6 protein-coding genes and 8 pseudogenes are annotated in these 14,534 nt (G+C 72.2%); 6 read left to right on the top strand and 8 right to left on the bottom strand.

What is annotated here, in order from left to right:
* Positions 1-224 precede the first annotated feature (224 nt).
* From JNO44_RS32540 to JNO44_RS43870, 4 genes and pseudogenes are all read left to right on the top strand, one after another.
* A pseudogene (locus JNO44_RS32540) lies at positions 225-1,698 on the top strand (NCS2 family permease).
* A gap of 67 nt (positions 1,699-1,765) precedes the next feature.
* Positions 1,766-1,939: pseudogene (locus JNO44_RS43885) on the top strand (XdhC family protein); the annotation flags it as partial.
* Positions 1,891-2,010 (top strand): annotated as a pseudogene (locus tag JNO44_RS43880) (hypothetical protein); the annotation flags it as partial. The pseudogenes JNO44_RS43885 and JNO44_RS43880, both read left to right, overlap by 49 nt.
* Before the next feature lie 420 nt (positions 2,011-2,430).
* Positions 2,431-3,003 carry an XdhC family protein gene (locus JNO44_RS43870; RefSeq protein WP_240167751.1) on the top strand — a complete coding sequence of 191 codons (573 nt, stop codon included), beginning with the start codon at positions 2,431-2,433 and terminating at the stop codon, positions 3,001-3,003.
* A gap of 113 nt (positions 3,004-3,116) precedes the next feature.
* Here the strand turns inward: JNO44_RS43870 and JNO44_RS32530 are convergent.
* Positions 3,117-4,243 (bottom strand): annotated as a pseudogene (locus tag JNO44_RS32530) (MFS transporter); the annotation flags it as partial.
* On the opposite strand from JNO44_RS32530, the gene JNO44_RS32525 reads away from it, so the two are divergent.
* The gene (locus JNO44_RS32525; protein ID WP_420882766.1) at positions 4,241-5,455 is read left to right on the top strand and encodes an MFS transporter; all 1,215 of its coding nucleotides are present in this window, start codon (positions 4,241-4,243) and stop codon (positions 5,453-5,455) included. The pseudogene JNO44_RS32530 and the gene JNO44_RS32525 sit on opposite strands and share 3 nt — an antisense overlap.
* A 7-nt stretch (positions 5,456-5,462) precedes the next feature.
* Here JNO44_RS32525 and JNO44_RS44580 read toward each other — a convergent pair whose 3' ends face one another.
* The 7 genes and pseudogenes from JNO44_RS44580 to JNO44_RS32500 form a co-directional block, all read right to left on the bottom strand.
* Positions 5,463-5,789 carry an XdhC family protein gene (locus JNO44_RS44580; RefSeq protein ID WP_275695814.1) on the bottom strand — a complete coding sequence of 109 codons (327 nt, stop codon included), beginning with the start codon at positions 5,787-5,789 and terminating at the stop codon, positions 5,463-5,465.
* Positions 5,731-5,997 (bottom strand): annotated as a pseudogene (locus JNO44_RS44575) (XdhC family protein); the annotation flags it as partial. The pseudogene JNO44_RS44575 and the gene JNO44_RS44580, both read right to left, overlap by 59 nt.
* A complete protein-coding gene (locus JNO44_RS44570) occupies positions 5,994-6,701 on the bottom strand; it encodes an XdhC family protein (protein ID WP_275695775.1) in 708 nt (235 codons plus the stop codon). The pseudogene JNO44_RS44575 and the gene JNO44_RS44570, both read right to left, overlap by 4 nt.
* A 66-nt stretch (positions 6,702-6,767) precedes the next feature.
* Entirely contained in the window at positions 6,768-8,234 is a 1,467-nt protein-coding gene (locus JNO44_RS32515; protein ID WP_205367428.1) for an NCS2 family permease, read from the bottom strand.
* A gap of 254 nt (positions 8,235-8,488) precedes the next feature.
* Complete coding sequence (locus tag JNO44_RS32510) at positions 8,489-10,879, bottom strand: xanthine dehydrogenase family protein molybdopterin-binding subunit (RefSeq protein WP_205367427.1); 2,391 nt, start codon at positions 10,877-10,879, stop codon at positions 8,489-8,491.
* 4 nt (positions 10,880-10,883) lie between these two features.
* Positions 10,884-11,487, bottom strand: a pseudogene (locus JNO44_RS32505) ((2Fe-2S)-binding protein).
* Positions 11,487-12,382: pseudogene (locus JNO44_RS32500) on the bottom strand (FAD binding domain-containing protein). Before JNO44_RS32500 ends, JNO44_RS32505 begins: the two co-directional pseudogenes overlap by 1 nt.
* Before the next feature lie 262 nt (positions 12,383-12,644).
* Here JNO44_RS32500 and JNO44_RS32495 point away from each other — a divergent pair.
* Positions 12,645-14,367: pseudogene (locus JNO44_RS32495) on the top strand (PucR family transcriptional regulator).
* Positions 14,368-14,534 lie beyond the last annotated feature (167 nt).

Below are 14,534 nucleotides of genomic sequence, written 5' to 3'. Positions count from 1 at the left end.
GGCCCCCGATCCTCCGGGCGGTGCGCGGCAAGGGGTGCCCCTGTCCGTCCTCCTTCGCGCACCGCCCGGAGTCTCCCCGCACCATCCCAGGCTGACCTGCTCCAACTCGACGCAGGCAGTACCACGTTCGTCTCGGGCCGTCCCCGGGTCGTGCAGGCCGAATATCCATCCCAAATCTCGTCGCCTCGGCGAGGGGCCCCTATGAACCTTGGAGTAAGGCAACCATGACCCAACAGTCCACTGAGCCGAGGACCACGGCGGAAGACGCGGGCGACGGCTCGCGCCAGCCCGCCGGCCGTTCCTGGCTCGACCGGTACTTCCACATATCCGACAGAGGGTCGACGCTCGCGCGGGAGACGCGCGGCGGCATCACCACCTTCATGGCGATGTGTTACATCCTGCTGCTCAACCCCGTGATCCTGGGGCTCCGTCCAGGACGTCCAGAAGCACGGCCTCGATCACTCCGCCCTGGTGACCGCCACGGCGCTGGGTGCGGCGGTCTGCACCCTGCTGATGGGCTTCGTCGGCAAGGTGCCGCTGGCCCTCGCCGCCGGCCTCAACGTCTCCGCCGCACTGACCACCCAGGTGGTCCCGCACATGACCTGGCCGCAGGCGATGGGCATGTGCGTGATGTACGGCGTCGTCATCTGCCTCCTGGTCGTCACCGGGCTGCGGGAGATGGTCAGGAACGCCATCCCGCTCGCGCTCAAGCACGCGATCACCATGGGCATCGGCATGTTCGTCGCCCTGCTCGGTCTGGTGAAGGCCGGCTCGTGGGCAAGGGGGCCGGCGGCCCGGTCACCCTCGGCAGCGACCTCTCGGGCCACCTGGGTCGGCTGCCGGTCCTGTTCTTCTGCATCACCCTCCTCCTGATCTTCATGCTCCAGGCCCGCAAGGTGCCCTGCGCCATCCTCATCGGCCATCGTCGTCGGCTCCGCGCTGGCCATCGGCGCCACCAAGCTCGGCGGGCTGACGGCCAAGGACTGGGGCGGCACGCCCCCGACCTGACGGCAACGCAGTCTCCATGCCGGACTTCGGGCTCTTCGGGCACGTGGAGTTCGGCGGCTGGGGCTCCATCGGCGCACTCAGCGTGACCATGATCGTCTTCACCCTGGTGCTGGCCCGGTGTCTTCGACGCGATGGCCACCATCATCGGTGTCGGCACCGAGGCCAAGCTCGCCGACGACAAGGGCCGGATGCCGTGCCTGTCCAAGGCGCTGTTCGTCGACGGCGCCGGCGGTGCGATCGGCGGTCCTGACCGGCAGTTCGGGCCAGACCGTGTTCATCGAGTCGGCCAGCGGCGTCGGCGAGGGCGCCCGGACCGGCCTGTCGTCCGTCATCACCGGTCTGCTCTTTCGCGGCCTGCCTCTTCTGTCACCCCGGTCACCCAGCTCGTGCCCGCCCAGGTGGCCGCCGCCGCGCTGGTCGTCATCGGGTCGATGATGATGAGTGTGGCGGGGGCATGTGGACTGGAGCGACCGGGCGACGTCGATCCCGGTGTTCCTCACCGTGGCTCTGGATGCCGTTCACTTACCAGATCACCACCGGCGTCGGTGCCGGCGTCATCGCCTACACCGCCATCAAGGCGGCCCAGGGCAAATGGCGCGAGATCGGGTGCCTTCATGTGGGGTGCTGACCGGCGTCTTCCTCGTCTACTTCTCGCTCCATCCGATCGAGCAGTGGCTGGGCGTCAAGTAACGCCCGCCCTCCCCCGCTCTCAGCTACGTTCGAGCGGGGGGACCCCATCATCCGTAAGGAGACCGACATGCTGGATATCGCCGACGAGCTGAACCGGTGGGTCGAGCAGGGACGCACCTTCGCCGTGGCGACGGTCGTGGCGACCAACGGCAGTGCGCCCGCCAGCCCGGCGCCGCGCTCTCCGTCGACAGCGACGGCACGGCGATCGGCTCGGTCTCCGGCGGATGCGTGGGAGGGAGCGGTCTACGAGCTGTGCCAGGAGGCACTGCAGACCGGTCGGCCGGTCCTGGAGCGCTTCGGCTACAGCGATGAGGATGCCTTCGCGGTGGGTCTGACCTGCGGCGGAATCATCGACATCTTCATCGCTCCGGTACGGGCGAGCATCCCCGGCGCCGCCGATGGCGGCCCCGCGGGGAATCCGGTGGACAGCAACGCCGCGACGCTCGCCGCCGCGCTGACCGCCGCCTCCTCAGGGGAGGCGGCGGCGGTCGCGCGGATCATCAAGGGCCCGGACGACCTGCTCGGCCGTGCCCTCCTCGTCCGCCCCGACGGCAGCCACACCGGCACCCTCGGCGGACACCCGGCCCTGGACCGCACCGCCGTCGAGGAGACCCCGCCCTGCTGGACGCCGGGCGGACCACGACGCTGGAGATCGGGGCCGGCCCCGCGTCCGAGGAGGAAGCGGGGGGCGAAGGCGGAGCGCAGCGCAGCGGTTCGCGGTGCGGCCAGCCGGTGCTCCTGCTCGTCGAGTCCTCGGTGCCCGCCCCGCGCATGATCGTCTTCGGGGCGATCGACTTCGCGTCCGCGCTGGTCAGGGTCGGCAAGTTCCTCAACTACCACGTCACCGTCTGCGACGCCCGCCCCGTCTTCGCCACCCGGACCCGCTTCCCGGACGCGGACGAGATCGTCGTCGACTGGCCGCACCGCTACCTCGACTCCCAGGAGCTCGACTCCCGCGCTGTGCTCTGCGTCCTCACCCATGACGCGAAGTTCGACATCCCGCTGCTGGAGCGGGCGCTCAGGCTCCCGGTCGCCTACGTCGGCGCGATGGGCTCCCGCCGCACCCACCTCGACCGCCAGCAGCGGCTGCGGGACGTCGGACTCACCGAGCTGGAGCTCAACCGGCTGCGCTCGCCCATAGGGTTGGACCTGGGCGCCCGCACGCCCGAGGAGACCGCGCTGTCCATCGCCGCCGAGATCGTCGCCAACCGCCGCGGCGGCACCGGCGCCCCGCTGACCGGCGCGCACACCCCCATCCACCACGATGCCCCCCGCTCGGTGGGGCGGATCGGCGAGGTTGCCTGACGTAACGTCAAGAGGCGGCGGTGTGGGGCCTGTTGACGCCCCGCCTACCATTCCCGGGCCTGTCGGGGCGGCGGGAGCCGCGGCGGCACCGCCGCACACGGGATGCACCAGACCTACGGGACCGGCGTACCTGACACCGCCGGTACCGCGGGAGGACGGGCGTGCCGTCCGTCACGGCACGGGCGTGGCGTGGGGGCCGTGCCCGTGCCGGATCGCCTCCGGATCCCGCCTGGGGCCGGCGCGGCGCCCGGCGGCCCGGAGCGACGGCGCCGCGCCAGCGCGGTCACCCCCAGCGCCAGGGCCAGCAGCGCCAGTCCGGCCGGCACGGTCAGCCCCGCGTGATAGCCGGCGAGCGCGGCGCCCGGCGAGCCGCCGGCCCCGGTCGCCGCGACCGTCACCGCGGTCACCGCCGACAGCCCGAAGGCCGCACCGAACTGGAACGAGGTGTACAACAGGCCGCCGGCCAGGCCCTGTTCGGCGGGTTCGCGATCCCGTCCGTCGCCACGATCGTCAGCGGCCCGTAGACCAGGGCGAAGGCGACCCCTACCAGCAGCATGCTGGGGAACATCGCCGGGTACGGCCAGTCCGCGCCCACCGGCAGGAACAACGCATAGCCCAGCCCGGCGCACAGCAGGCCGGCGACGATCACCCGGGCGTGCCCGAACCGCCGCACCAGCCGCGGGGTGAGCACCGGCGCCAGCACCGCATCGGCGCCCATCGCCAGCATCGCGTAACTGGTCCGCTCGGCCGACCAGCCGCGCAGCTCCTGGAAGTAGAGCACCGCGACGAACTGGAAGCCGAAGAAGCCCGCGGTGAACAGCAGCCCCATCACGTTGGCCCGGACCAGCGGCCAGGAGCGCAGCAGGCCCAGGCGGACCAGCGGCGCGGCGGACCGCCGCTCGATCACCACGAACGCCGCCAGCAGCGCCACCCCCGCGGTGAGCACCGCCGCGGTGCGCAACACCGGTGCGTGCGCGGCCTGTTCGACGCCGAGGACGAGCAGCACCGCGCCGGTCACGGTGAGCGCGCCGGCCAGGTCCACCGGCGGCCGGCCACCGGCGCGCACCGGGTCCCGCGGCACCAGGCGCAACCCGGCGATCAGCACCAGCAGCGCCGGCACCATCGGCGCGAAGAACACCCAGCGCCAGTCGACCGCGGTCAGCAGCCCGCCGGCGATCAGCCCGGCCGAGAAGCCGCCGCCGGAGGTCCCGGAGTAGATCAGCAGCGCCCGCGGGCGCTGCTGATCTACTCCGGGACCTCCGGCGGCGGCTTCTCGGCCGGGCTGATCGCCGGCGGGCTGCTGACCGCGGTCGACTGGCGCTGGGTGTTCTTCGCGCCGATGGTGCCGGCGCTGCTGGTGCTGATCGCCGGGTTGCGCCTGGTGCCGCGGGACCCGGTGCGCGCCGGTGGCCGGCCGCCGGTGGACCTGGCCGGCGCGCTCACCGTGACCGGCGCGGTGCTGCTCGTCCTCGGCGTCGAACAGGCCGCGCACGCACCGGTGTTGCGCACCGCGGCGGTGCTCACCGCGGGGGTGGCGCTGCTGGCGGCGTTCGTGGTGATCGAGCGGCGGTCCGCCGCGCCGCTGGTCCGCCTGGGCCTGCTGCGCTCCTGGCCGCTGGTCCGGGCCAACGTGATGGGGCTGCTGTTCACCGCGGGCTTCTTCGGCTTCCAGTTCGTCGCGGTGCTCTACTTCCAGGAGCTGCGCGGCTGGTCGGCCGAGCGGACCAGTTACGCGATGCTGGCGATGGGCGCCGATGCGGTGCTGGCGCCGGTGCTCACCCCGCGGCTGGTGCGGCGGTTCGGGCACGCCCGGGTGATCGTCGCCGGCCTGCTGTGCGCCGGGCTGGGCTATGCGTTGTTCCTGCCGGTGGGCGCGGACTGGCCGTACCCGGCGATGTTCCCCAGCATGCTGCTGGTAGGGGTCGCCTTCGCCCTGGTCTACGGGCCGCTGACGATCGTGGCGACGGACGGGATCGCGAACCCGCCGAACAGGGTCTGGCCGGCGGCCTGTTGTACCCTCGTTCCAGTTCGGTGCGGCCTTCGGGCTGTCGGCGGTGACCGCGGTGACGGTCGCGGCGACCGGGGCCGGCGGCTCGCCGGGCGCCGCGCTCGCCGGCTATCACGCGGGGCTGACCGTGCCGGCCGGACTGGCGCTGCTGGCCCTGGCGCTGGGGGTGACCGCGCTGGCGCGGCGCCGTCGCTCCGGGCCGCCGGGCGCCGCGCCGGGCCCCAGGCGGGATCCGGAGGCGATCCGGCACGGGCACGGCCCCCACGCCACGCCCGTGCCGTGACGGACGGCACGCCCGTCCTCCCGCGGTACCGGCGGTGTCAGGTACGCCGGTCCCGTAGGTCTGGTGCATCCCGTGTGCGGCGGTGCCGCCGCGGCTCCCGCCGCCCCGACAGGCCCGGGAATAGGCGGGGCGTCAACAGGCCCCACACCGCCGCCTCTTGACGTTACGTCAGGCAACCTCGCCGATCCGCCCCACCGAGCGGGGGGCATCGTGGTGGATGGGGGGTTGCGCGCCGGTCAGCGGGGCGCCGGTGCCGCCGCGGCGGTTGGCGACGATCTCGGCGGCGATGGACAGCGCGGTCTCCTCGGGCGTGCGGGCGCCCAGGTCCAACCCTATGGGCGAGCGCAGCCGGTTGAGCTCCAGCTCGGTGAGTCCGACGTCCCCGCAGCCGCTGCTGGCGGTCGAGGTGGGTGCGGCGGGAGCCCATCGCGCCGACGTAGGCGACCGGGAGCCTGAGCGCCCGCTCCAGCAGCGGGATGTCGAACTTCGCGTCATGGGTGAGGACGCAGAGCACAGCGCGGGAGTCGAGCTCCTGGGAGTCGAGGTAGCGGTGCGGCCAGTCGACGACGATCTCGTCCGCGTCCGGGAAGCGGGTCCGGGTGGCGAAGACGGGGCGGGCGTCGCAGACGGTGACGTGGTAGTTGAGGAACTTGCCGACCCTGACCAGCGCGGACGCGAAGTCGATCGCCCCGAAGACGATCATGCGCGGGGCGGGCACCGAGGACTCGACGAGCAGGAGCACCGGCTGGCCGCACCGCGAACCGCTGCGCTGCGCTCCGCCTTCGCCCCCCGCTTCCTCCTCGGACGCGGGGCCGGCCCCGATCTCCAGCGTCGTGGTCCGCCCGGCGTCCAGCAGGGCGCGGTCTCCTCGACGGCGGTGCGGTCCAGGGCCGGGTGTCCGCCGAGGGTGCCGGTGTGGCTGCCGTCGGGGCGGACGAGGAGGGCACGGCCGAGCAGGTCGTCCGGGCCCTTGATGATCCGCGCGACCGCCGCCGCCTCCCCTGAGGAGGCGGCGGTCAGCGCGGCGGCGAGCGTCGCGGCGTTGCTGTCCACCGGATTCCCCGCGGGGCCGCCATCGGCGGCGCCGGGGATGCTCGCCCGTACCGGAGCGATGAAGATGTCGATGATTCCGCCGCAGGTCAGACCCACCGCGAAGGCATCCTCATCGCTGTAGCCGAAGCGCTCCAGGACCGGCCGACCGGTCTGCAGTGCCTCCTGGCACAGCTCGTAGACCGCTCCCTCCACGCATCCGCCGGAGACCGAGCCGATCGCCGTGCCGTCGCTGTCGACGGCGAGCGCGGCGCCGGGCTGGCGGGGCGCACTGCCGTTGGTCGCCACGACCGTCGCCACGGCGAAGGTGCGTCCCTGCTCGACCCACCGGTTCAGCTCGTCGGCGATATCCAGCATGTCGGTCTCCTTACGGATGATGGGGTCCCCCCGCTCGAACGTAGCTGAGAGCGGGGAGGGCGGGCGTTACTTGACGCCCAGCCACTGCTCGATCGGATGGAGCGAGAAGTAGACGAGGAAGACGCCGGTCAGCACCCACATGAAGGCACCGATCTCGCGCCATTTGCCCTGGGCCGCCTTGATGGCGGTGTAGGCGATGACGCCGGCACCGACGCCGGTGGTGATCTGGTAAGTGAACGGCATCAGAGCCACGGTGAGGAACACCGGGATCGACGTCGCCCGGTCGCTCCAGTCCACATGCCCCGCCACACTCATCATCATCGACCCGATGACGACCAGCGCGGCGGCGGCCACCTGGGCGGGCACGAGCTGGGTGACCGGGGTGAAGAAGAGGCAGGCCGCGAAGAGCAGACCGGTGATGACGGACGACAGGCCGGTCCGGGCGCCCTCGCCGACGCCGCTGGCCGACTCGATGAACACGGTCTGGCCCGAACTGCCGGTCAGACCGCCGATCGCACCGCCGGCGCCGTCGACGAACAGCGCCTTGGACAGGCCCGGCATCCGGCCCTTGTCGTCGGCGAGCTTGGCCTCGGTGCCGACACCGATGATGGTGGCCATCGCGTCGAAGAACCCGGCCAGCACCAGGGTGAAGACGATCATGGTCACGCTGAGTGCGCCGATGGAGCCCCAGCCGCCGAACTCCACGTGCCCGAAGAGCCCGAAGTCCGGCATGGAGACCGCGTTGCCGTCCAGGGTCGGGGGCGTGCCGCCCCAGTCCTTGGCCGTCAGCCCGCCGAGCTTGGTGGCGCCGATGGCCAGCGCGGAGCCGACGACGATGCCGATGAGGATGGCGCCGGGCACCTTGCGGGCCTGGAGCATGAAGATCAGGAGGAGGGTGATGCAGAAGAACAGGACCGGCCAGCCGACCAGGTGGCCCGAGAGGTCGCTGCCGAGGGTGACCGGGCCGCCGGCCCCCTTGCCCACGAAGCCGGCCTTCACCAGACCGAGCAGGGCGACGAACATGCCGATGCCCATGGTGATCGCGTGCTTGAGCGCGAGCGGGATGGCGTTCATGACCATCTCCCGCAGCCCGGTGACGACCAGGAGGCAGATGACGACGCCGTACATCACGCACATGCCCATCGCCTGCGGCCAGGTCATGTGCGGGACCACCTGGGTGGTCAGTGCGGCGGAGACGTTGAGGCCGGCGGCGAGGGCCAGCGGCACCTTGCCGACGAAGCCCATCAGCAGGGTGCAGACCGCCGCACCCAGCGCCGTGGCGGTCACCAGGGCGGAGTGATCGAGGCCGTGCTTCTGGACGTCCTGGACGGAGCCCAGGATCACGGGGTTGAGCAGCAGGATGTAACACATCGCCATGAAGGTGGTGATGCCGCCGCGCGTCTCCCGCGCGAGCGTCGACCCTCTGTCGGATATGTGGAAGTACCGGTCGAGCCAGGAACGGCCGGCGGGCTGGCGCGAGCCGTCGCCCGCGTCTTCCGCCGTGGTCCTCGGCTCAGTGGACTGTTGGGTCATGGTTGCCTTACTCCCAAGGTTCATAGGGGCCCTCGCCGAGGCGACGAGATTTGGGATGGATATTCGGCTGCACGACCCGGGGGACGGCCCGAGACGAACGTGGTACTGCCTGCGTCGAGTTGGAGCAGGTCAGCCTGGGGATGGTGCGGGGAGACTCCGGGCGGTGCGCGAAGGAGGACGGACAGGGGCACCCCTTGCCGCGCACCGCCCGGAGGATCGGGGGCCTGGGGAGGCGGCCCCCAGGCGGTTCTCCGTTACGAACCCGTCAGGTGCTCGGGCCGTACCGGGGTCTTGTTGAGCTCCAGCCCGGTCGCGTTCCGGATCGCCGCGAGGACGGCCGGGGTGGACGACAGGGTGGGGGCCTCGCCGATGCCGCGCAGCCCGTACGGGGCGTGCTGGTCGGCGAGTTCGAGCACATCGACCGGGATGGTCGGGGTGTCGAGGATGGTGGGGATCAGATAGTCCGTGAAGGAGGGGTTGCGCACCTTCGCGGTCTTGGGGTCGACGATGATCTCCTCCATCACCGCCACGCCCAGGCCCTGGGTGGTGCCGCCCTGGATCTGGCCGATGACGGAGAGCGGGTTGAGCGCCTTGCCGACGTCCTGGGCGCAGGCCAGCTCGATGACCTTGACCAGGCCCAGCTCGGTGTCCACCTCGACGACCGCGCGGTGCGCGGCGAAGGAGTACTGGACGTGGCCGTTGCCCTGACCGGTCGTCAGGTCGAACGCCTCGGTGGGCCGGTGGCGCCACTCCTCCTCCAGCTCGACCACCTCGTCCTCCAGCACGTCGACGATGTCCGCGAGGACCTCGCCGCCGTCGGTGACGACCTTGCCGCCCTCCAGCAGGAGTTCGGCGGTCGCCCACGCCGGGTGGTACGTGCCCATCTTGCGGCGGCCGATCTCCAGGACCTTCTCGCGCACCAGCTCGCAGGCGTTCTTGACGGCGCCGCCGGTGACGTACGTCTGACGCGACGCGGACGTCGAACCGGCCGAGCCCACCTGGGTGTCGGCGGGGTGGATCGTCACCTGGTGGACGCCGAGCTCGGTGCGGGCGATCTGCGCGTGGACGGTGACACCGCCCTGGCCGACCTCCGCCATGGCCGTGTGCACGGTGGCGACGGGCTCGCCGGCGATGACCTCCATGCGCACCTTGGCGGTGGAGTAGTCGTCGAAGCCCTCGGAGAAGCCGACGTTCTTGATGCCGACCGCGTAGCCGACACCGCGGACGACGCCCTCGCCGTGCGTGGTGTTGGACAGACCGCCGGGCAGCTGACGGACGTCGGCGCCCTCGCTGGACTCCCACTGGCGCTCGGGCGGCAGCGGCATCGCCTTGATGCGGCGCAGCAGTTCGGCGACCGGGGCCGGGGAGTCGACCGGCTGGCCGGTCGGCATGATCGTGCCCTGCTCCATGGCGTTGAGCCGGCGGAACTCCACGCGGTCCATGCCCAGTTTGTCGGCCAGCTTGTCCATCTGCGCCTCGTACGCGAAGCACGCCTGGACCGCGCCGAAGCCGCGCATGGCGCCGCAGGGCGGGTTGTTGCTGTAGAGCGCGATGGCCTCGATGTCGACGTCGTCGATGACGTACGGGCCGACGGAGAGGGAGGAGGCGTTGCCGACGACCGCCGGGGAGGCCGACGCATAGGCGCCGCCGTCCAGGACGATCTTGCACTTCATGTGCGTGAGCTTGCCGTCCTTGGTGGCGCCGTGCTCGTAGTAGAGCTTCGCCGGGTGGCGGTGGACGTGGCCGAAGAACGACTCGAACCGGTTGTAGACGATCTTGACCGGCTTGCCGGTGCGCAGCGCCAGGAGGCAGGCGTGGATCTGCATCGACAGGTCCTCGCGGCCGCCGAACGCGCCGCCGACGCCGGAGAGCGTCATCCGCACCTTGTCCTCGGGCAGGCCGAGGACCGGGGCGATCTGCTTGAGGTCGGAGTGCAGCCACTGGGTGGCGACGTAGAGGTCGACGCCGCCGTCCTCGGACGGCACGGCGAGGCCGGACTCCGGGCCGAGGAACGCCTGGTCCTGCATGCCGAAGGTGTACTCGCCCTCGACGATGACGTCGGCCCGCTCGCGGGCCTTGGCCACGTCGCCGCGGATGATCGGCTGGCGGTGCACGATGTTCGGGTGCGGGACGTGACCGCTGTGGTGGTCGTCGCGGTTCTCGTGGACGAGGACGGCGTCGGGAGCGGTCGCGGACGCCTCGTCCGTGATGACCGGCAGCTCCTTGTACTCGACCTTGATCTTCGCGGCGGCGCGGCGCGCGGTCTCCGGGTGGTCGGCGGCGACCAGGGCGACGGGCTCGCCGTGGTGGCGGACCTTGCCGTGGGCCAGGACCGGGGTGTCCTGGATCTCCAGGCCGTAGTTCTTGACCTCGGTCGGCAGGTCCTCGTAGGTGAGGACCGCGTAGACGCCGGAGGTCGCGAGCGCCTCGCTGGTGTCGATCGAGACGATCTCGGCGTGCGCGACGGTGGAGCGCAGGATCTGGCCCCACAGCATGTCCTCGTGCCACATGTCGGACGAGTACGCGAACTCGCCGGTGACCTTCAGGATGCCGTCGGGACGGAGCGTGGACTCGCCGATGCCGCCCTTGGTCTGCGACCCCTGCGTGACCTTGGACGGAATACCGGTGGTGCGTGTGTCTGCCATGGCGTCAGACCCCCTCGGGCTCGGACTGGCGGGCCGCGGCCAGGCGCACCGCGTCCATGATCTTCTCGTAGCCGGTGCAGCGGCACAGGTTGCCCGACAGCGCCTCGCGGATGTCCGCGTCGCTCGGGTTCGGGTTGCGCTCCAGGAGCTCGTCGGAGGCGACCAGCAGACCCGGCGTGCAGAAGCCGCACTGCACGGCGCCGGCGTCGATGAACGCCTGCTGGATGGGCGCGAGCGTCGCATGCGGGGAGATGCCGCCCTCGCCGGTCTGCGAGTCGGTGCCCTTGGCGGACCAGCCCTGGGCCTCCTGCAGGGAGGTGCCGCAGGCGCCGCCCTCGTGGCCGCCGCAGGAGCGGTTCTTGGCGAAGTCGGCGAGCCCCCTCGACGGTGACGACCTCGCGGCCCTCTACCTGTCCTGCGGCCACCAGGCACGAACACACCGGCACGCCGTCGAGGCGGACGGTGCACGAACCGCACTCGCCCTGCTCACAGGCGTTCTTGGAACCGGGAAGGCCCATCCGCTCGCGCAGCACGTACAGCAGGGACTCGCCCTCCCACACGTCGTCGGCTTCCTGCTTACGGCCGTTGACCGTGAAATTGACGCGCATTACGCGACTCCCTCCGTGCGGGCGGACTGGCCGCGGTAGGACTCCCAGGCCCAGCCGAGCGTGCGGCGGGCCATGATGCCGACCGCGTGACGGCGGTACGAGGCGGTGCCGCGCACGTCGTCGATGGGGTTGCAGGCGGCGGAGCACAGGTCCGCGAACTGCTTGGCGACCGACGGGGTGATGATCTTGCCGTTCTCCCAGAACCCGCCCTCTTCGAGCGCGGCGGCGAGGAAGGCCTCGGCCTCCTTCGCCCGCACGGGGGTGGGTGCGGCCGAACCGATGCCGGTGCGGACCGTACGGGTCTCGGGGTGCAGCGCGATTGCCGAAGGCGCAACACCGCGATGACCATGGCGTTGCGGGTGCCGACCTTGGAGAACTGCTGCGGGCCGTCGGCCTTGGGCAGGTGCACCGCGCGGATCAGCTCGTCCGCCTGGAGGGCGTTCCGCTTCACGCCGAGGTAGAACTCGTCGATCGGGATCATCCGCACGCCGCGGGCGGCCGACTCGACCTCGACCTCGCAGCCGGAGGAGAGCAGCGCCGGGTGCGCGTCACCGGCCGGGGAGGCGGTGCCGAGGTTGCCGCCGACGCCGCCGCGGTTGCGGATCTGCGGGGAGGCCACGGTGTGCGAGGCCAGGGCCAGGCCCGGCAGCTCGCCCCGCAGGTGCTCCATGATCTTGGTGTACGGGACGGAGGCGCCCAGGCGTACGGTCTTCTCCCCGACCTCCCACTCCCCCAGGTCACCGATCCGGTTCAGGTCGAGCAGGTACTCCGGGCGGCGGTGGTCGAAGTTGATCTCGACCATCACGTCCGTACCGCCCGCGATGGGTACAGCGGTAGGGTGCTCTGCCTTGGCGGCGAGCGCCTCCTCCCAGCTGGCGGGGCGAAGGAAGTCCATGGTTGGCCTCTTCTACGAAATCGGGGCGTTCGCTGCACCTGGTCGGGACCTTCGGACCCTGTCGCCATGGTGCTGTTCATGTCTTGTTAACGCGGTTGGGCTTAGTGAACGCGCCCGGCACCCACCCGGTGCAGTCACTGAAACCATGAAGCGGTTGGCTGGCCACGCCGCCCGTCTTGTAGATTCGAACGAAAGACGAGGGATCAAAACCTCGCGGCATTCCACCGGCAACACGAGACAGCACAGAACGGCGGGCGAGGTCATGCGGCTCCGCGCACTCCTGGACACACATTCTCTGGGCCTGAAGCTCCTCGGGGGCGAGGATGAGCTGGACCGTACCGTCCGTGGCGTGATGACCACCGACCTGCGGGATCCCAGTCGTTACCTCTCCGGCGGCGAGTTGGTCCTCACCGGCCTGGCCTGGCGCCGGGAACCGGAGGACTCCGAGCGGTTCGTCCGCATCCTGGCCGGCGCGGGCGTCGCCGGGCTGGCCGCCGGCGAGGCGGAGCTGGGCGCCATCCCCGACGACCTCGTCCAGGCGTGTGCCCGGCACCGCCTGCCGCTGTTCGCGGTCGACGAGAAGGTCTCCTTCGCCTCGATCACCGAGCACGTCGTCCGGCAGGTCTCCAGCGAACGGGCCGGCGACCTGGCCGCCGTGGTGGACCGGCACCGGCGGCTGATGACCTCCGGGCCGGCCGGCGGCGGCCCCGAGGTGGTCCTGGACCTGCTCGGCTCCGACCTGGACCTGCGGGCCTGGGTGCTCTCCCCCACCGGCCGGCAGATCGCCGGCTCCTCGCTGGCCGGCGCCGGGCCGGAGCTGCCCGCGGAGCTGGGCGCCCGTCTGGCCGGCGAGCACCTGGCCGCCGCCCGGAGCGGCCGCCGCGGCCCGCACCGGATCACGATCGAAAGGGGCGGCGCGCAGCGCCTCGGTGAGGGGGGGCGGCCGGGCGACGGGTGGGACGGGGCCACCTACTCGCTCTTCCCGATCCGCTACGAGGGCCGCGACCTGCGGCAGACGCTGCTCAGCGACTGGCTGCTGGCGGTCGAGGCGGACGCCGGCGACTGGTCCGAGGAGCGCCTGGACCTGCTGCACGGCGTCACCCAGCTGATCGCCGTCGAACGGGACCGCCGGGACGCCGCCCGCACGGTCCGCCGCCGGCTCGCGCAGGAGGTCCTGGAGCTGGTCCAGACCGGTGCCCCGCCGGCCGAGATCGCGGCCCGGTTGCGGGTGGCCGCCCCGGTCCTGCTGCCCGGCCTGGGGGCCGCCCCGCACTGGCAGATCGTGGGTGGCCCGGGTCGAGTGGGAGGGCGGCGACGTCCCCGGCGGCCCGGTGGCGCAGAGCCTGTTGGAGGAGGTGCTGGTCGATCCCGGCACGTTCGGCCCCGAGCCCTCGGACCGGATCGCGGTGGCGCACACCGGCGACGAGGCGGTGGCGCTGGTGCCGCTGCCCGCCGTCCCGGAGGACTCCGCCGACGCCGCCACCACGGACGGCCTGCACGCCGACCACCTGCTGCGCGCCATCCACGAGCCGCTCGGCCGCGGCCTGGACGGCGACGGCCGGCTCACCATCGGCGTCAGCGCCTCCGTCCACTCGGCCGAGGGACTGCGCGGCGCCCTGGAGGAGGCCCGGCACGCCCGTCGGGTCGCCGCCGCCCGCCCCGGCCGGGTCTGCGCCGCCGGCCACGAGGAACTGGCCTCGCACGTCCTGCTGCTGCCGTTCGTCCCCGACGACGTGCGCCGGGCCTTCACCGCCCGGCTCCTGGACCCGCTGCGGGACTACGACCGTCGCCACCGGGCCGAGCTGATCCCCACCCTAGAGGCGTTCCTCGACTGCGACGGCTCCTGGACACGCTGCGCCACCCGCCTCCACCTGCACGTCAACACCCTGCGCTACCGGGTGGGCCGGATCGAGCAGCTGACGGGCCGTGACCTCTCGCGCCTGGAGGACAAGCTGGACTTCTTCCTGGCCCTGCGGATGAGCTGACGGCATTTCAGGCGGGCGACGCCGGGCGGGTCGGTGCGGAGCGCGCACCGACCCGCCCGACGCGCACCGCGCGACCGTCACCCCGCCCCGTCCCGGGGTTCCCCCGATCGGGCGGCATCGCGTCGACGCCGTTGCCGCACCGGGCGAACGCTCCGCCCCGCGGCGCC

Origin of the sequence: Streptomyces noursei, from assembly GCF_016917755.1 — a bacterium.
In the GTDB taxonomy this organism is placed as follows: domain Bacteria; phylum Actinomycetota; class Actinomycetes; order Streptomycetales; family Streptomycetaceae; genus Streptomyces; species Streptomyces yunnanensis.
The sequence above is the reverse complement of the archived record's forward strand: the minus strand, read 5'-3'. Positions and strand labels throughout refer to the sequence as shown.

Coding starts and splice junctions, on each gene's coding strand:
- JNO44_RS44580 (WP_275695814.1), bottom strand. CDS start 5,789: ATGACGCGAAGTTCGACATCCCGCTGCTGGAGCGGGCGCTCAGGCTCC.
- JNO44_RS32515 (WP_205367428.1), bottom strand. CDS start 8,234: ATGACCCAACAGTCCACTGAGCCGAGGACCACGGCGGAAGACGCGGGC.
- JNO44_RS32510 (WP_205367427.1), bottom strand. CDS start 10,879: ATGGCAGACACACGCACCACCGGTATTCCGTCCAAGGTCACGCAGGGG.
- JNO44_RS44570 (WP_275695775.1), bottom strand. CDS start 6,701: ATGCTGGATATCGCCGACGAGCTGAACCGGTGGGTCGAGCAGGGACGC.